At 38.7% G+C, this 16,880-nt stretch carries 19 protein-coding genes; all 19 read left to right on the forward strand.

Annotated elements, in window-relative coordinates; translation table 11 throughout:
* Nucleotides 1-31 precede the first annotated feature (31 nt).
* The gene (locus ESV24_RS01505; RefSeq protein ID WP_111813741.1) at nucleotides 32-385 is read left to right on the forward strand and encodes a four helix bundle protein; all 354 of its coding nucleotides are present in this window, start codon (nucleotides 32-34) and stop codon (nucleotides 383-385) included.
* 43 nt (nucleotides 386-428) lie between these two features.
* Entirely contained in the window at nucleotides 429-713 is a 285-nt protein-coding gene (gene paaB, locus ESV24_RS01510) for a 1,2-phenylacetyl-CoA epoxidase subunit PaaB (protein WP_111813744.1), read from the forward strand.
* A gap of 47 nt (nucleotides 714-760) precedes the next feature.
* Nucleotides 761-1,105, forward strand: coding sequence for a four helix bundle protein (locus ESV24_RS01515; RefSeq protein WP_111813746.1), 345 nt, complete (start codon nucleotides 761-763; stop codon nucleotides 1,103-1,105).
* Between the two features lie 42 nt (nucleotides 1,106-1,147).
* Nucleotides 1,148-1,897 (forward strand): 1,2-phenylacetyl-CoA epoxidase subunit PaaC, encoded by a 750-nt coding sequence (gene paaC / locus ESV24_RS01520; RefSeq protein ID WP_111813748.1) that lies wholly within the window; start codon nucleotides 1,148-1,150, stop codon nucleotides 1,895-1,897.
* Nucleotides 1,898-1,950: 53 nt separating this feature from the next.
* Entirely contained in the window at nucleotides 1,951-2,196 is a 246-nt protein-coding gene (locus ESV24_RS01525; protein WP_235003962.1) for a four helix bundle protein, read from the forward strand.
* A 134-nt stretch (nucleotides 2,197-2,330) separates the two neighbouring features.
* A complete protein-coding gene (gene paaD, locus ESV24_RS01530) occupies nucleotides 2,331-2,831 on the forward strand; it encodes a 1,2-phenylacetyl-CoA epoxidase subunit PaaD (protein ID WP_111813750.1) in 501 nt (166 codons plus the stop codon).
* Nucleotides 2,832-2,967: 136 nt separating this feature from the next.
* Nucleotides 2,968-3,744: an enoyl-CoA hydratase-related protein gene (locus tag ESV24_RS01535; RefSeq protein WP_200829505.1), complete on the forward strand. Its 777-nt coding sequence runs from the start codon at nucleotides 2,968-2,970 to the stop codon at nucleotides 3,742-3,744.
* Nucleotides 3,745-3,834: 90 nt separating this feature from the next.
* Complete coding sequence (locus tag ESV24_RS01540; protein WP_111813754.1) at nucleotides 3,835-5,040, forward strand: 3-hydroxyacyl-CoA dehydrogenase NAD-binding domain-containing protein; 1,206 nt, start codon at nucleotides 3,835-3,837, stop codon at nucleotides 5,038-5,040.
* 64 nt (nucleotides 5,041-5,104) lie between these two features.
* On the forward strand, nucleotides 5,105-5,476 hold the full coding sequence (locus tag ESV24_RS01545) for a four helix bundle protein (protein WP_111813756.1): 372 nt from the start codon (nucleotides 5,105-5,107) through the stop codon (nucleotides 5,474-5,476).
* 4 nt (nucleotides 5,477-5,480) lie between these two features.
* Nucleotides 5,481-5,930, forward strand: a complete 450-nt coding sequence (locus tag ESV24_RS01550; RefSeq protein WP_111813758.1) for a PaaI family thioesterase — start codon at nucleotides 5,481-5,483, stop codon at nucleotides 5,928-5,930.
* Between the two features lie 103 nt (nucleotides 5,931-6,033).
* Complete coding sequence (gene ypfJ, locus ESV24_RS01555) at nucleotides 6,034-6,891, forward strand: KPN_02809 family neutral zinc metallopeptidase (protein WP_111813760.1); 858 nt, start codon at nucleotides 6,034-6,036, stop codon at nucleotides 6,889-6,891.
* Nucleotides 6,892-7,066: 175 nt separating this feature from the next.
* Nucleotides 7,067-7,375 (forward strand): four helix bundle protein, encoded by a 309-nt coding sequence (locus tag ESV24_RS01560; protein WP_235003963.1) that lies wholly within the window; start codon nucleotides 7,067-7,069, stop codon nucleotides 7,373-7,375.
* Between the two features lie 120 nt (nucleotides 7,376-7,495).
* A complete protein-coding gene (gene pcaF / locus ESV24_RS01565) occupies nucleotides 7,496-8,701 on the forward strand; it encodes a 3-oxoadipyl-CoA thiolase (protein ID WP_111814115.1) in 1,206 nt (401 codons plus the stop codon).
* Between the two features lie 59 nt (nucleotides 8,702-8,760).
* Entirely contained in the window at nucleotides 8,761-11,301 is a 2,541-nt protein-coding gene (gene paaZ, locus ESV24_RS01570; protein WP_111814117.1) for a phenylacetic acid degradation bifunctional protein PaaZ, read from the forward strand.
* Between the two features lie 151 nt (nucleotides 11,302-11,452).
* Nucleotides 11,453-11,683, forward strand: a complete 231-nt coding sequence (locus tag ESV24_RS01575; RefSeq protein ID WP_235003969.1) for a GIY-YIG nuclease family protein — start codon at nucleotides 11,453-11,455, stop codon at nucleotides 11,681-11,683.
* Between the two features lie 55 nt (nucleotides 11,684-11,738).
* Nucleotides 11,739-12,491 carry an enoyl-CoA hydratase/isomerase family protein gene (locus tag ESV24_RS01580; RefSeq protein ID WP_111813765.1) on the forward strand — a complete coding sequence of 251 codons (753 nt, stop codon included), beginning with the start codon at nucleotides 11,739-11,741 and terminating at the stop codon, nucleotides 12,489-12,491.
* 72 nt (nucleotides 12,492-12,563) lie between these two features.
* The gene (locus ESV24_RS01585) at nucleotides 12,564-13,169 is read left to right on the forward strand and encodes an acyltransferase (RefSeq protein ID WP_111813767.1); all 606 of its coding nucleotides are present in this window, start codon (nucleotides 12,564-12,566) and stop codon (nucleotides 13,167-13,169) included.
* Between the two features lie 98 nt (nucleotides 13,170-13,267).
* On the forward strand, nucleotides 13,268-14,575 hold the full coding sequence (locus ESV24_RS01590; protein ID WP_235003964.1) for a dihydrolipoamide acetyltransferase family protein: 1,308 nt from the start codon (nucleotides 13,268-13,270) through the stop codon (nucleotides 14,573-14,575).
* A 168-nt stretch (nucleotides 14,576-14,743) separates the two neighbouring features.
* On the forward strand, nucleotides 14,744-16,798 hold the full coding sequence (locus tag ESV24_RS01595) for an alpha-ketoacid dehydrogenase subunit alpha/beta (protein ID WP_111814121.1): 2,055 nt from the start codon (nucleotides 14,744-14,746) through the stop codon (nucleotides 16,796-16,798).
* Nucleotides 16,799-16,880 lie beyond the last annotated feature (82 nt).

Below are 16,880 nucleotides of genomic sequence, written 5' to 3' on the forward strand. Positions count from 1 at the left end.
TTGAGAAATTAGTAATTAGAACTTTACGATTATGAATGTATTGAATGATTTAAAAGTTTGGAATAAAGCAATGGACATTGCGGTTGAAACGTATAAATTATCTTCAAAATTTCCAAAAGAAGAAAAATACGGATTGACAAGTCAAATACGGCGAAGTGCCGTTTCTGTTCCGTCAAATATCACAGAAGGTGCAGGGAGAATTACAAAAGGTGAATTTAAAAACTTTATTAGCATTGCAAATGGTTCAGCCTATGAGCTTTTTACTCAGTTAATACTTTCACACAAACTTAATTTAGTATCTGAAAATCTGGTAGAACCTATTCTTAAAGAAGTAATAGAAGTAAAAAAAATGAATTACGCATTAATTAAATCTTTAGAGAAATAATGAATAACTCAGTACAAAATACTAACTACTCAATACTTTGTTTATGAAAAAAAACTGGCCCCTTTGGGAAATATTTGTACGCAGTAAAAACGGATTAGAGCACCGTCACTTCGGAAGCCTTCACGCTGCTGATGCCGAAATGGCAATGGAAAATGCCCGCGATGTTTACACTCGCAGAAACGAAGGCGTGAGCATTTGGGTGGTGGAAAGCAAAAATATTACTGCTTCAAATCCTGCAGATAATGGTGAAATGTTTGAACCTGCCCAAGATAAAGTATATCGTCATCCCACTTTTTATGATTTGCCTGACGAGGTGAAACACATGTAAATGAAATCGAAACTGAAATCGAAATCGAAATCAAAAAAAATGATTTGATGAAAAATTATAATTTAGATAGTCGTTTTGAAGATTTTGCTGCTTCAGTTGTTATTCTTTTCAAAACACAACCGAACTCATTTGCCGCAGATTATTTAGCAAAGCAACTTATAAGATCAGCCTGTTCATCTGCACTAAACTTCGGCGAATTTGAAGGAGCCGGTTCTGACAAAGATCGAGCCAACAAACTTAGAATTTCATTGAAAGAATTACGTGAGTCACTTAGAAATTTAAACATTCAAATCAATGCAGGACTTATTGATATCAATGCAGTTACTTCAGTAAAAAATGAAAATGACGAACTTATTATAATCGTCGTTACACTTATTAAAAAATATAACTAATAAATTCGATTTCGATTTCAGTTTCGATTTCAAACTTTTAAAATGAGCAATCTATACAACTACATCCTAACAATCGCCGACAACTCCCTAATCCTAGCGCAGCGTTTGGGTGAACTTTGCGGTCACGGCCCCAGTTTGGAAACCGATATTGCGCTAACCAATATCTCTTTGGATTTGCTCGGTCAAACACGAAGTTATTATCAATATGCCGCCAAGTTAAAAGGTGAAGACAAGACCGAAGACGACATCGCTTTCCTAAGAATTGAAAGGGAATACAAGAATTGTTTGCTTGTTGAACAACCAAACACACATTTTGGATATACAATTGGGCGACAATTTTTATTTGATGTCTATCATTTAATGTTGATGGAAAAATTGCAAAACAGTCCGGATGAAACACTTTCAGCAATCGCAAAAAAAGGAATAAAGGAAGTAAGCTACCACAAACGATTTTCAAGCGATTGGGTAAAACGTTTGGGCGACGGAACTGAGGAAAGTAACCAAAAAATGCAAGAAGCAATAAATGATCTCTGGCGTTTTACGGATGAACTTTTCTTTATGACGGAAGCTGAAAAGGCTATGGCAAAAGAAGGAATAGGCATTGATGTTTCAACCTTCAAAGAAAAATATTACAAAGAAGTTTCTGAAGTTTTAAAAGAAGCCACGCTCACTGTTCCCGAAAATAAATATTTCACTAAAGGTGGAAAAGAAGGAGTTCACAGCGAACATATGGGCTATATTTTGGCCGATTTGCAATATATGCAGCGTACTTATCCCAATATGCAGTGGTAGGCAATGCTCAATGTTCAACTAACAATTTTCAATGTTCAATTAAAAAATGAATTATGGAAAAGAAATTTGATTTAGAAGATAGACTTATTGGCTTTGCAATCTTGTGCATTAAAATTTTTACTAAAGTGGAATATAATTATGCGATAGACCATTTGTCTAAACAGCTTATCCGTTCAGCAACAGGAGCTGCACTAAATTATGGAGAAGTGCAAGGAGCAGAATCTGCAAAGGATTTTACCCATAAAATGGGAATAGTTTTAAAAGAATTGAAAGAATCGAGAGTAAATCTTAAAATCTAAATTGGAGCAGAACTTATAAAGGAAATCGAAAAAGCTGAAAAATGCTTAAAAGAGTGCGAAGAATTGACTGCAATTTTCGCGAAAAGCATTCAAACCGCAAAAGCTAAGAAAAATTGAAAATTGAGTATTGCTAATTGAAAATTGAAAATTTAAATATCGATAGTTCTTTGGTCGAAACATTATCATCCGTTTCAGACCCGGAAATTCCCGTGCTTACTGTTTTGGATTTGGGCGTAATTCGCGAAGCAATTGAAAAAGATGGAATAATTTATATAAAATTAACGCCAACCTATTCAGGTTGCCCAGCAATGGACGTTATCGGCGACGATTTAAAAAAGGCTTTTTCAGAAATAGGGAAGCAAGCAAAAGTCGAATTGGTACTTTCGCCAGCGTGGAGCAGTGATTGGATTTCCGAAGAAGGTCTGCAAAAAATGGAAGAATACGGCATTGCGCGTCCGCTTTCAGAATCAAACGATATTGATGTTTTATTAAATAGTAAAAAACTCGTAAAATGTCCACAATGCCAAAGCACAAACACGCATTTGGTAAGTCAATTTGGTTCCACGGCCTGTAAAGCACTTTTTAAATGCGACGATTGCCTAGAACCTTTTGATTATTTTAAATGTCTTAAATAGACGTTAGATTTTAGATATGAGATATGAGAAAGCTTAAAATTAACTTTAAACTCCCAATGTTCCTTCCCCTTTTTCAGGGGAAGTTGGCCCCGACTTTTTCGTTGGGTACGGAAGGGGTAAAGCTAAATAAATACATATGACTATAACCACCCATATAGAAAACAAAATAGCAACCTTAACCTTGAACCGGCCCGAGGTTTTTAATAGTTTCAATCGCGAAATGGCATTGTTGCTTCAAAAAGAACTTGATGCCTGTGAAAAAAACCCTGAAGTTCGGGCAATAGTAATCACTGGCAGTGGAAAAGCTTTTTGCGCCGGACAGGATTTAAAAGAGGTTACTTCCCCAGATTTGAATCCGGGTTTTAAAAAAATCCTTGAAGAACATTACAATCCAATCATTTCTCGAATCCGAAGTATTGAAAAACCTGTAATTGGCGCCATTAATGGCGTAGCCGCCGGAGCGGGAGCAAATATTGCTTTAGCTTGTGATGTTGTAATTGCATCGGAAAACGCAAGTTTTATTCAAGCCTTCAGTAAAATAGGATTGATTCCTGACAGTGCTGGAACGTTCTTTTTGCCGCGACTTATTGGTTTTCAAAAAGCTTCGGCTTTGATGATGCTGGGCGATAAAGTTTCTGCCGAAGAAGCCGAAAAACTGGGAATGGTTTACAAAGTAGTTTCTTCAGAAAATTTTTCTGAAGAAGTAAATATCATTGCAAACACATTGGCAAATATGCCCACAAAGGCATTGGGTTTGACAAAACGATTATTGAATAATTCGATGAACAATTCTTTGGAAGAACAATTAAATTTGGAAAGCAAACTTCAAATAGAATCTGCCCAAAGCGAAGATTATGCAGAAGGTGTTGATGCATTTGTGAACAAAAGAAAACCGAATTTTAAAGGAAAGTAAAAAAACCGAAAAATGTAAAACCGAAAAATGTAAAATGTAAAAGTGTTTGTCAACAATACTTTTAACTTTTACATTTATCATTTAAAATTTATGATTAAAAACGTTGGAATTATAGGAAGCGGAACAATGGGTGCTGGTATTGCACAAGTGGCTGCCACGGCCGGTTGCTCTGTGAAATTATACGATACAAAAACGGAAGCTTTGGAAAAAGCCAAAGCTGATTTGGAAAAAATAATGGACCGTTTGGTTGAAAAGGGTAAAATCGATTCCGAAGAAAAAAAACGTATCCAAAACAATATAAAATACGTCAGTTCCCTAAAAGAATTGAAGGATTCTGATTTAACTATTGAAGCGATTGTTGAAAATTTGGAAGTAAAAAAGAACGTGTTTTCAACGTTGGAAAAGTTTGTGAGTGATGATTGTATTATTGCGTCAAATACTTCATCATTATCCATTGCGTCCATAGCTTCATCTCTTGAAAAACCTGAACGCTGCATCGGGATTCACTTTTTTAATCCCGCACCGTTGATGAAATTGGTTGAGGTTATTCCTGCAATCCAAACTTCCGAAGAGATTTTAAAGATTTCCGTTGAAACTATTAAAAACTGGGGGAAAACGGTTGCCGTGGCAAAAGACACTCCTGGATTTATAGTGAACAGAGTTGCCCGCCCATTTTACGGTGAAGCACTTCGTATTTATGAAGAAGGAATTGCTTCATTTGAAGAAATTGATTCAGCTATGAAGGAAATTGGAAATTTCAGAATGGGCCCGTTTGAGCTGATGGATTTTATTGGTAACGATGTAAATTACATAGTAACCGAAACCGTTTTTGAAGCATTCTATTACGATCCGCGTTATAAACCTTCTTTCACCCAAAAACGTTTTTCCGAAGCTGGCTATTTGGGAAGAAAAAGCGGAAAGGGGTATTATGATTATTCGGAAGAAGGAAAAATGTCAATTCGAGCGGTTCCACTGAGCGAAGCCGAAGTGCAGTCGAGAACGAATTCTGGAGAGAAAATTTCAGATGAAATTATTTTTGAAAGAATTCTCGTAATGCTCATCAATGAAGCCGCCGACGCCTTATTTTGGAACATTGCTTCCGCAGAAGATATAGACAATGCGATGACAAAAGGCGTAAATTATCCAAAAGGTTTATTGGCGTGGGCAAATGAAAAAGGAATTGATTGGTGCGTTAAAAAAATTGACGAGCTTTATAATGAATATCACGAAGATCGCTACCGTTGTTCACCGTTGTTGCGGAAAATGAAAAAAGAGGGCTTAAGGTTTGAGCTGTGAGCTCTGAGCTCTGAGCCGTGAGCTATGAGCTATGAGTATAGAGAAATAATAAATTCTTGAAAATATGTTTAAGAGTGAATATCAGTTTAGTTTTGAGAATCTATTGATATATCAAAAAGCAATGGTTTTCGGAGAAACTATTGATAAAATGGTTGAGTCTTTTCCGAAAAAAGAAATGTATCGATTGTCCACCCAATTCTGTCGCGCCGCAGATTCTATTGCAGCAAATATTTCAGAAGGTTCGGGCAGTACTGACCCTAATTTTAATAGATATTTAAAAATGGCCTGGGATTCCAGCCACGAATGTGTCACTTGGAATTCAAAAGCTTATTTTAGAAAATATATAACTCACGAAGAATTTGAAAAAAACAGAAAAGAACTAACCGAATTGGGCAAAATGATTTCAGCGCTGCGGCGTAAATTAGTAACAAAGTAAATTTATGGTTAAAGACTCAAAGCTCACGGCTCACGGCTCACGGCTCAAAGCTGAATTAATTCCCAAAAAAATGCTCAGCCAAGACGCTTTCAGCCAATGGCTCGGTATTGAAATTTTAGAGGTGAAAAAAGGAACTTGTAAGGTTGCAATGACTGTTCGGAAAGATATGTTGAACAGTATGCAAAAAGCCCACGGCGGCATCAGTTATAGTTTAGCCGATACCGCGTTCGGCTTTGCCGCAAACACGCATGGAAAATATGCTGTTTCCATTGAAACATCCATAAACCATATTGAAGCATTAAACGAAGGTGATTACTTAACGGCGGAATCCGTGATCGAAAAAGTAAATAACAAACTCGGTTTTAATATCGTTGAAGTAAAGCGTGGTGATGAATTGGTTGCGCTTTTTAAAGGCGTTGTTTACAGAACATCAAAAGATTGGGAAGAAGACTAACCTGCAAGGTGTTGTTTTCTTTTTGCGATAGCGGAAAAGAAAACCTCCTTGTAGGTTTGATGCTTGATTTTAAATTAAACTAACAACTATAAACAAATAAATTATGAAATGGCAAGGCAGAAGACAAAGCGGGAACGTGGATGACCGACGTGGAATGAGTAAAGGCAAGTTGGCAGCAGGTGGCGGTATAGTGGTTACATTGATTGTACTAGCTCTAAATTTTTTTGGTGGTGAAACCGGGCAACAACTCGCTCCTATTGTGGAGCAATTGGGAGGTAGCCAATCAACGCAACAAACGGAGCAAAGAGACCTTACTGCTCAGGAAAAAGAAATGGGAAATTTTATGGCTACCGTTTTGGCAGATACGGAAGATGTTTGGAGTCAAATTTTCAAAGACAACAACTTGGGCGACTATGAATATCCTAAGATGGTTTTGTTTACCGATGCCGTGAGCACAGCCTGCGGAAATGCAAGTTCTGCTTCCGGTCCATTTTATTGTCCAGCAGACCAAGACTTGTATATGGATTTGGCTTTTTTTGATGAATTGAAAACACGTTTTGGTGCGCAGGGAGGCGATTTTGCCATTGCTTATGTAACTGCACACGAAATAGGCCATCACGTGCAAACCTTGTTGGGTACTTCGCAAAAAGTGAGACAATTGCAACAGCAAAACAGAAACGAAGCTAATCAACTTTCGGTGGCAATGGAACTTCAAGCTGATTTTTATGCAGGGGTTTGGGCGCATTACAATAAAGAATATTTGGAAGAAGGCGATATTGAAGAGGCTATGAGTGCGGCAAACGCAGTGGGCGACGACGCCATTCAAAAAAAAACCCAAGGCAGCGTGAGGCCAGATAGCTTTACCCACGGAAGCTCTGAACAGCGTATGAAATGGTTTATGAAAGGCTATAAAACTGGCGATATAAAGCAGGGTGATACCTTTTCGGAAATTTTAAATTAAAAAATTTAAAACCGAAAAATGTAAAACTAAAAATGTAAAAGTCAGTTTGAGTAATACTTTTAACTTTTGCATTTAACATTTAAAATTTTGCCTTTAAAATCGAAAAATGTAAAACCGAAAAATGTAAAATGATAAAGTGAAAAGTTAAAATAAATATGATTTACAGGAGCGATTGGTGAAATTTTCAGCAATGGTAGTTAAGAATACATCATTAATAGAAAATAATTATGCTTCCCAACACTTAATCAAACAATTGATTAGGTCTTCCACGGCTGCAGCTTTAAATTATGGTGAAGCTCAATCTGGGGAATCTAGGAAAGATTTTATTCATAAGATGAAAATATGTCTAAAAGAACTAAGGGAATCCCAGGTTAATTTACAAATCATTTCGGAAGCTGAATTGGTAAGAGATGAGGAAAAATATAAAAATATTATAAAAGAATGTAATGAACTCGTTGCTATTTTTACAGCAAGTGGTTATTAAGGCAAAATCAAATATGTGATTAATAAAGCACTAAATAATTAAAAATATAAAACAGTAAAATATAAAAGTCTATTTCTATAATACTTTTAACTTTTGCATTTAACATTTAAAATTTTGACTTTGAAACAAGCATATATTATAGACGGAATACGAACCCCAATCGGTAGTTACCAAGGAACACTTAGCGCTGTAAGAACAGACGATTTAGCGGCTTTGGTAATAGCTGAAATAGTAAAAAGAAATCCGAATATCCCAAAAGAAGCCTACGATGATGTAATTCTCGGCTGTGCAAACCAAGCCGGGGAAGACAACCGAAACGTAGCGAGAATGGCAGCCTTGTTGGCTGGCTTGCCCGTAACGGTTCCGGGGGAAACGGTAAACAGATTGTGCAGCAGTGGTCTTTCAGCAATCATTCACGCCAACCGAGCTATAAAAGCGGGTGATGGCGATCTGTTTATTTCCGGCGGAGTTGAAAATATGACGCGTGGTCCGTATGTAATTGCAAAGCCTTCTTCCGCTTTCGGAACCGATGCAAAAATGTACGATTCCAGTTTTGGATGGCGTTTTGTGAACCCCAAAATGGCCGAAATGTACGGTACAGACGGAATGGGAAACACCGCTGAAAACTTAGTTGAAAAACACAATATTAACCGCGAAGATCAAGATGCTTTTGCTTATCACAGTCAGATGAAAGCCGCAAAAGCACAAGAAAGTGGAAGGCTGGCAAAAGAAATTGTTCCTGTGGAAATTCCGCAGCGAAAAAAAGATCCGATTATTTTTAAGGATGATGAATTCATAAAACCCGAAACAACCAAAGAAGTTTTAGCGAAATTACGTCCCGCTTTTAAAAAAGATGGAAGTGTAACCGCAGGAAATTCTTCGGGTTTGAATGACGGCGCTGCTGCGACTATCATTGCTTCGGAAGATGCCGTTAAAAAATATAATCTAAAACCAATCGCTAGAATTGTAAGTTCTGCAGTTGTTGGAGTTGAACCTCGCATAATGGGTATCGGCCCCGTTGAAGCTTCAAACAAAGCTTTAAAAAAAGCGGGTTTAAAAATGGAAGATATGGACGTGATTGAGCTCAATGAAGCATTTGCTTCACAAGCTTTGGCGTGCATCCGCGAATGGGGACTTAAAGATGACGACCCACGTATTAACCCAAACGGTGGTTCCATCGCCATCGGGCATCCGCTTGGGGTTACGGGAGCGCGGCTTGCTTATTCTGCAGCTTTGGAACTTCAGCTACAAAACAAACGTTACGCATTGATTACGATGTGCGTGGGTGTGGGACAGGGATATGCTGCCGTAATAGAAAAAGTTTAAACCGAAAAATGTAAAATTCTAAAGTCTAAAGTTTATTGCCTTTTACATTTAAAATTTATTTGATGAAAACACAACATTACATATTAGGAAATTGGGCGGAAGGCAAGGGTGAAGGTACGCCAATTCTCGATTCGGTAACCGGCGATCATTTTACGAACGTCACCACCGAAGGGCTGGATATTCCTGAAATTCTTCAGTACGGTCGCAACAAAGGCGAGAAGCTTCGGAAAATGACCTTTCAGGAACGTGGCTTAATGCTGAAAAAATTGGCAATGTACCTAACTAAAAAGAAAGACCAATTTTACGAAATAAGTTATAGAACCGGAGCTACAAAAATTGACAGTTGGATAGATATAGAAGGCGGTTTCGGAAATCTGTTTGCCAATGCTTCGCTTCGGAAATTATTTCCAAACCAACCTTTTGACGTGGAAGGCGACCCGATCGATCTTTCGCGCGGTGGACGTTTTATGGCGCACCACATAATGGTGCCTCGAGAAGGTGTTGCGATACATATAAACGCTTTCAACTTTCCTGTTTGGGGAATGCTTGAAAAATGTGCTGTAAACTGGATGGCAGGAATGCCAGCTGTAGTTCTGCCAGCACCGCAAACAGCTTATTTAACCGAGGCAGTCGTTAAAGAAATCATCGCTTCAAAAATTCTTCCTGAAGGTTCGTTGCAACTCATCAGTGGTACTGCCAAAAATATTTTAGATACTGTTGAATCTCAGGATGTGGTTACGTTCACAGGTTCTGCAAGCACTGGAAAAATTTTGAAAAAACATCCGCGATTGATTGAAGAATCGGTTCCTTTTACGATGGAAGCCGATAGTTTAAACGCCGCTATTTTAGGTGCAGATGCAATTCCCGGAACCCCTGAATTCGATCTTTTCATAAAAGAAGTGCGAAACGAAATGACCGTAAAATGCGGACAAAAATGTACGGCAATCCGAAGAATCATCGTTCCCGAAAATTTGATTGAGGAGGTACAAATCGCAATAGGAAAACAACTCGAAAAAGTAACAATAGGCGATCCAAGACTTAAAGAAGTTCGAATGGGATCGTTGGTAAACGATGCACAACGCAATTCAGTAAAAGAACAGATTTCAAAAATTACAAAAACCGCAAAAATAGTTTACGGAGATTTTGATGATTTTAAAGTAACAGGGGCTGATTCAAAAAAAGGATCTTTTATGAAACCTATTTTGCTTCGCGAAGACAATCCGTTACAGAATGAAGCTGCACATATAACCGAAGCTTTCGGTCCCGTGAGCACACTAATGCCCTATAAAAACTTGGAAGAAGCCATCAAACTTTCAAAAATGGGGAAAGGATCTTTGGTAAGTTCCATCTTTACCAACGACGATAAAATTGCTAAGGAATACACTATTTCTGCAGCTACCCATCACGGCAGGATTTTAATTTTGAATAGGGAAAGTGCCAAAGAAAGTACAGGTCACGGTTCGCCGTTACCAAACCTTATTCACGGTGGGCCCGGACGTGCCGGTGGCGGAGAAGAAATGGGTGGCATTCGTGGAGTAAAGCACTATTTGCAGCGTTGTGCAATTCAAGGTTCTCCAACAACTTTAACAGAAGTGACAGGCATTTACCAGCCTAATGCAAAATATAAAGAAGCCGAACAACATCCGTTCAAATACCATTGGGAAGACATTGAGCCGGGAATGTCCCTTAAAACCCATAACCGAACTATTACCGATACGGATATTATTAATTTCGGAAATGTTACGTGGGATCATTTTTACGCCCATACCGATATCACTTCCTTGGAAGGAAGCATTTTTGAAAAACGAACTGCGCACGGTTATTTTATTTTGGCCGCTGCAGCAGGACTTTTCGTGTATCCCAATAAAGGTCCGGTAGCTGCAAATTATGGTTTGGAGGAATGTAGATTTCTTCGCCCCATCTATCACAATGACACGGTTTATGTGCGGTTGACCTGCAAACAAAAAGTAGATCGCGAGCAAAAAGGAACCGAATTGCCTTCTGGAATTGTAAAATGGTACGTTGAGGTTTTTGATGCGAATATCAATGTCAGTTCGAGCGCAGTCGAGAACGCTTCCGAAGAAAACCCCTTGCTTGCCGTAGCTACCATTTTAACAATGGTCCAAAAAAAGCAAACTGTTTTTGCCGAAATGACTTCGGAATCAATTCAAAAATATTTGAATAAACTTTCAGAAGAAACGAAGCCGAAATGGGGAACAATGACACCGCAGCATATGCTCGAGCATTTGGAATATACATACAGGATTGCTTCTGGGGAAATTCAGGATTTTGAAATTGCAACGCCAGAAAAATATTTAGAAGAAACACATTCAACATTATACAATTACCGAAAAATGCCAAGGGAATATGATTTTCCATTGGCAGAACTATCAAAAATAAAAGAGACCAATCATCCAGATTTGGAAACGGCAAAAACCAAAATGCAGGAAGCTCGGGGAGATTATTTGAAATATTTCAAACAAAATCCAGACGCAAAAACCAAAAATGTAGTGTTTGGCGAGTTGAATAAATTTGAGTGGTATTTGTTGGAACGAAAACATTTGAACCATCATTTTGAGCAGTTTAATCTTTTAGATTAAATTGTCAATGCGGACTTGTTCCGCATTCGCTTAAATGCGATCCTAATTGTTAATTAAAATGCCCAAAGTCCATAAATATTACACCTACATCCTAACCCACGAAAGGAACCATATATTTTAAGTAGGCGTAACAAACAACATTGAAAGACGGATTTTTGAACATAAAAAAGCAACACACAAAACGCACGCAGGCTATTATAATATCAAAAAATTGGTTTATTTTGAAGAACACCAATGGATTCAAGAAGCAATACGAAGAGAGAAAACAATAAAGAAGTGGAAAAGGGAATGGAAGATAAATATTATAACGGAAAACAACCCTGAATGGAAAGATTTGAGTGATGGGTGGGATCTTTCTAAGTTTGAAACGAACAAGGAATAAAGCGAATGCGGAATAAATCCGCATTGACATTATAAGAAAAATTTTAACTGAAAGAATGGATAAACCACACGTAAACATAAAAACAGAAAACGGAATCGCAACCATCGAATTCTTCCACCCAGCACACAACAGTCTGCCGGGAGATTTGTTGGCAAAACTGGCAAATACAATCACCGAAGCTGGAAAGGACGATGCTGTAAAAGTAATTATTCTGAAAAGTGGCGGTGACAGAACATTCTGTGCGGGCGCCAGTTTTAATGAACTCATAAGCATCAACGATGCCGAAACCGGAAAAATTTTTTTCAGCGGTTTTGCCAATGTTATCAACGCAATGCGCAAATGCCCAAAATTCATTATTGGAAGAATTCAAGGAAAAACCGTTGGTGGCGGCGTTGGGGTTGCTTCGGCGACAGATTATTGTATGGCAACGAAGTTTGCAGCCATTAAACTAAGTGAATTAAACATTGGAATTGGCCCGTTTGTGGTGGGTCCTGTTGTAGAACGAAAACTCGGTTTGAGCGGGATGAGCCAAATTGCGATTGATGCTAATTCCTTTTACGAAGCCGAATGGGCACGACAAAAAGGATTGTATAATCAGGTTTATGATTCTGTAGAAGAATTGGACGATGCCGTTCAGAAATTCGCAGAAAATCTGTGCAATTATAATCCGGAGGCAATGAAAGAGATGAAAAAAGTATTTTGGAGCGGCACGGAAGATTGGGATGAATTACTTGCTGAAAGAGCTGTGATTTCAGGTAGATTGGTTTTGAGTGATTTTACAAAAGAAACATTAAAAAAGTTTGAATAATAAACCGCAAAATGTAAAAGTTTAAAGTCTTTTAAATTCACTTTTTACTTTATCATTTTACATTGAAAATTTATGATATATAGCTTCAAAGGCCATATTCCCGTAGTTCACGAAAGTAGTTTTGTTCATCCCTTGGCAGCAGTAACAGGTAACGTAATTATCGGCAAAAACTGTTATATCGGTCCCGGAGCTGCCATTCGTGGCGATTGGGGCGAAATTATTTTGGAAGATGGTGTGAACGTACAGGAAAACTGCACTATCCATATGTTTCCCGGTAAAAGCATAGTGCTAAAAGAAAGTGCTCATGTGGGCCACGGCGCAATAATTCACGGAGCGAATTTGGGCAGAAATTGCTTGATTGGGATGAATAGCGTAATAATGGACGATGCCGAAATTGGCGATGAATGCATAGTTGGCGCAATGAGTTTTGTGAAGGCAGAGGAGAAATTTTCGAAGCGAAAACTGATTGTTGGTAATCCTGCAAAAGCAATTAAAGATATTTCTGATGAAATGATTTCGTGGAAAACAGCCGGTACACGATTATATCAACAATTGCCAAACGATTGCCACGAAAGTTTAAGAGAAGTAGAGCCGTTGCGTGAAATTCCCAAGAATAGACCGGTGCAGGAAGATTTTTACAAAACTATTTCTGAATACAGACAAGAGAAAGAAAATTGATGCCTCCCCGAGCGCAGTCGAGGGGTCATTTGGAAGTTAAATATTGACTGGAACAATAAAGCACTTCGACTGCGCTCAGTGTGACATTGAAATATAAAATGAATAAAACAGAATTCAAAATGCCCAAAATGGGCGAATCAATTGCCGAAGGAACCATCATCAATTGGATGATAAATGAAGGCGATTCTTTTGAGGAAGGCGATATTTTGCTGGAAGTTGCGACAGATAAAGTGGACAACGAAGTTCCCGCGCCCGCTTCTGGAAAAATGCTGGAACATAAATTTAAAGCAAAAGATATTGTTCCGATTGGCGAAGTGATTGCCGTTTTGGAAATTTCAGAAAATAAAAATTTTGAAAAACCGATTTCAAAATCTTCAGAAAAAAAGGAAAAGGCGAAAACTTCAGTTTCAACTCCAAATTCAATTTCATCTGTAGTTCCCCCTTCGGGGGCTAGGGGGCTTTCAAAGTCATTCAAAGTAAATGAAAACGTTTTCATTTCACCTTTGGTTGACAATATTGCCCGTAAAAACCACATCAGTTACGAAGAATTGGCTCGAATTTCTGGTACTGGAAAAGACGGACGTTTGAGAAAAAGTGATGTTTCATATTATTTGGAAAACGGTCGTCCGTTTCAGTTTGCACAGGCTGTTCCCGAAGTTTCTGGATTTCAAATTCCCGATTTAAAATTCGACAAAGGAAAAGGTAAAATTGTTGAGATGGACCGCATGCGCCAAATGATTGCGGACCATATGGTTTTCAGCGCCAGCACTGCGCCACACGTGACCGCGTATGTGGAAGCAGATTTAACCGATATGGTAAATTGGCGTAACAAAAACAAAGCTGCTTTTCAAAAAAAATACAACGAAAAACTTACGTTCACACCTTTGTTTATTGAATGCGTTGCAAAGGCAATCACAGATTTTCCAATGATAAACTCAACTTTGGATGGTACAAATATCATTGTAAAAGATGAAATTAATATTGGAATGGCAACTGCGCTTCCTTCGGGAAATTTAATTGTTCCAGTAGTGAAAAACGCAGATAAGATGAATCTAAAAGAACTGGCTGAATCAACAAATGAATTGGTCGGAAAAGCCCGAGACAACAAACTAAAAGCCGACGATACCAAAGGAAGCACATTCACTATAAGCAATGTGGGAACCTTTGGGAGTTTGATGGGAACACCAATTATAAACCAACCCGAAGCCGCAATTTTGGCGACTGGAATCATAAAAAAACGTGCTGAAGTGATGGAGCGCAAAGACGGCGACACTATTGAAATTAGACAGATGATGTATCTTTCACTTTCCTTCGACCATAGAATTGTTGACGGGTATTTAGCGGGCTCTTTTTTAAGAAGGATAGCTGATTATATGGAACAGTTTGATATGGAAAGGACGTTTTGAACCACAGCCTGTCCCGAAAATTCTTCGGGAACCGTTCGCTGATGCTCACTGCACGAATCACGAAAGTCTTGTGTCGAAAAGTCGTGTTTCAAACAGTCGTGGTTCGTGGTTCAAAATAAAAAAGTCGTGTCTCAAACCGTCGTGTTTCGTGATTCAAAAAATGAAAAAATGAATAAAGACATACTTAAAAAAGCCTTCAAAAATCTCGTCACAGCAAAGGCGATGACCGAGATTTATGAAGAAAATTTCAAACTCGTTTCAAAATACGTGCACGCCACTTCTCGTGGACACGAGGTAATTCAAACAGCTGTGGGAATGCAGCTTTTGCCGCAGGATTATGCCTTTCCTTATTATCGCGACGACTCGATGTTGCTGGCAATCGGTATGAAACCGTATGAATTGATGCTTCAGGTTTTGGCGAAAAAAGACGATCCATTTTCTGGCGGAAGGACTTATTATTGTCATCCAAGTTTACGGGATGACGATAAACCAAAAATCCCGCACCAAAGTTCCGCTACGGGAATGCAGGCCATTCCTGCAACAGGTGTTGCGATGGGGTTTTGGTATAAAGAATCTTTTAATTCAGAATTCAGAATTCAGAATTCAGAATTACCCATTGTAGTTTGCTCTTTGGGCGATGCTTCAGTGACCGAAGGTGAAATTGCAGAAGCTTTCCAAATGGCAGCTTTAAAGCAATTGCCCATTCTCTATGTGGTGCAGGACAATGGCTGGGATATTTCAGCAAATGCAGCAGAAACTCGCGCGCAGGATGCTTTTGAATATGCCAAAGGCTTTCATGGTTTGGAAGCTGTTTCAATTGATGGAACCGATTTTGAGGAAAGCTATAATACCATTCAAGATGTAATTTCAAAGATTAGGAAAGAGAGAAGACCATTTTTGGTTCATGCTAAAGTTCCGCTTTTAAATCACCATACTTCCGGAGTTCGCATGGAATTTTATCGTGATGATTTGGATGAAGCTCGAAGTCGCGATCCGTATCCGAAGTTGAAAAAGTTGTTGATTGAAAATGGTTTTAAGGAGAAGGAGCTAGCTGAGGTTGAGACCTCGGCCTACGCCGAGGTGACAAAAGCGTTGAAAAACGCAATGAAAGCCGAAGACCCAAAACCCGAAGATTTATTTACGCACGATTTTGCACCTACTGAAATTACTGAAGAAGAAGGTGAAAGAAGTCCGAAAGGCGGTGAAAAAGTGGTAATGGTAGATTGCGCCCTTTTCGCCATTGAGGAATTGATGGCAAAGCACAAAGAATGTTTGCTTTACGGCCAAGATGTGGGCGGACGTTTAGGCGGTGTATTTCGTGAAGCCGCGACTTTAGCACAAAAATTTGGAGACAATCGCGTTTTCAATACACCAATTCAAGAAGCATTTATAGTTGGAAGTACAGTGGGAATGAGCGCTGTGGGCTTAAAACCAATTGTTGAAGTTCAGTTTGCGGATTATATATGGCCCGGACTCAATCAGCTTTTTACTGAAGTAAGCCGAAGCTGCTACCTTTCAAACGGAAAATGGCCAGTTTCAATGATTTTACGAGTGCCTATTGGAGCTTACGGAAGCGGTGGCCCGTATCATTCTTCTTCCGTGGAAAGTGTTGTTACGAACATTCGTGGATTGAAAATTGCGTATCCAAGTAATGGTGCCGATTTAAAAGGACTACTGAAAGCTGCTTATTACGATCCAAATCCCGTGGTAATCTTTGAACACAAAGGTTTGTATTGGAGTAAAGTGAAGGGAACAAAAGGGGCGACTTCTGTAATGCCCGATGAAGACTATATTTTGCCTTTCGGAAAAGCTTGGGTTTTACAGGAAATCTGGAAACAGGAAGAAGAGGAAACGCTTTCAATCATCACCTACGGAATGGGCGTGCATTGGGCGATGAACGCTTCCGAGGAGCTTGGAATGCAAGACAAAATTGAAGTGGTTGATTTACGAACACTTCACCCTTTAGATTATGACACGGTTTTTAATTCTGTCAAAAAATGTGGAAAATGTCTAGTTGTCACCGAAGAACCTTCAGAAAATGGATTTAGCCGAGGTTTGCAGGGAAGAATTCAAGAGGAATGTTTTCAGCAATTGGATGCACCGGTGATGCTGATTGGTTCAGAAAATATGCCTGCGATTCCGCTTAATTCCACTTTGGAAGAAACGATGATCCCTTCCACCGAAAAAGTGAAGAAGAAAATACTTGAAGTACTTAACTATTAATTGCTTCTAGCTAATTTCAAAAGGCGACAGTTAAGTTAAGAAATTGATATTTTGATTGATGAATATAAAAATAACTTAAAAA

Origin of the sequence: Aequorivita lipolytica, from assembly GCF_007997135.1 — a bacterium.
GTDB lineage: Bacteria > Bacteroidota > Bacteroidia > Flavobacteriales > Flavobacteriaceae > Aequorivita > Aequorivita lipolytica.

Excerpts from the sequence above, each read along its gene's own strand:
- paaC (WP_111813748.1), top strand. The coding sequence starts at position 1,148 with ATGAGCAATCTATACAACTACATCCTAACAATCGCCGACAACTCCCTA.
- ypfJ (WP_111813760.1), top strand. The coding sequence starts at position 6,034 with ATGAAATGGCAAGGCAGAAGACAAAGCGGGAACGTGGATGACCGACGT.
- ESV24_RS01540 (WP_111813754.1), top strand. The coding sequence starts at position 3,835 with ATGATTAAAAACGTTGGAATTATAGGAAGCGGAACAATGGGTGCTGGT.
- paaB (WP_111813744.1), top strand. The coding sequence starts at position 429 with ATGAAAAAAAACTGGCCCCTTTGGGAAATATTTGTACGCAGTAAAAAC.
- ESV24_RS01535 (WP_200829505.1), top strand. The coding sequence starts at position 2,968 with ATGACTATAACCACCCATATAGAAAACAAAATAGCAACCTTAACCTTG.
- ESV24_RS01580 (WP_111813765.1), top strand. The coding sequence starts at position 11,739 with ATGGATAAACCACACGTAAACATAAAAACAGAAAACGGAATCGCAACC.
- ESV24_RS01595 (WP_111814121.1), top strand. The coding sequence starts at position 14,744 with ATGAATAAAGACATACTTAAAAAAGCCTTCAAAAATCTCGTCACAGCA.
- ESV24_RS01550 (WP_111813758.1), top strand. The coding sequence starts at position 5,481 with ATGGTTAAAGACTCAAAGCTCACGGCTCACGGCTCACGGCTCAAAGCT.
- ESV24_RS01515 (WP_111813746.1), top strand. The coding sequence starts at position 761 with ATGAAAAATTATAATTTAGATAGTCGTTTTGAAGATTTTGCTGCTTCA.
- ESV24_RS01585 (WP_111813767.1), top strand. The coding sequence starts at position 12,564 with ATGATATATAGCTTCAAAGGCCATATTCCCGTAGTTCACGAAAGTAGT.
- ESV24_RS01525 (WP_235003962.1), top strand. The coding sequence starts at position 1,951 with ATGGAAAAGAAATTTGATTTAGAAGATAGACTTATTGGCTTTGCAATC.
- ESV24_RS01505 (WP_111813741.1), top strand. The coding sequence starts at position 32 with ATGAATGTATTGAATGATTTAAAAGTTTGGAATAAAGCAATGGACATT.
- ESV24_RS01545 (WP_111813756.1), top strand. The coding sequence starts at position 5,105 with ATGTTTAAGAGTGAATATCAGTTTAGTTTTGAGAATCTATTGATATAT.
- ESV24_RS01590 (WP_235003964.1), top strand. The coding sequence starts at position 13,268 with ATGAATAAAACAGAATTCAAAATGCCCAAAATGGGCGAATCAATTGCC.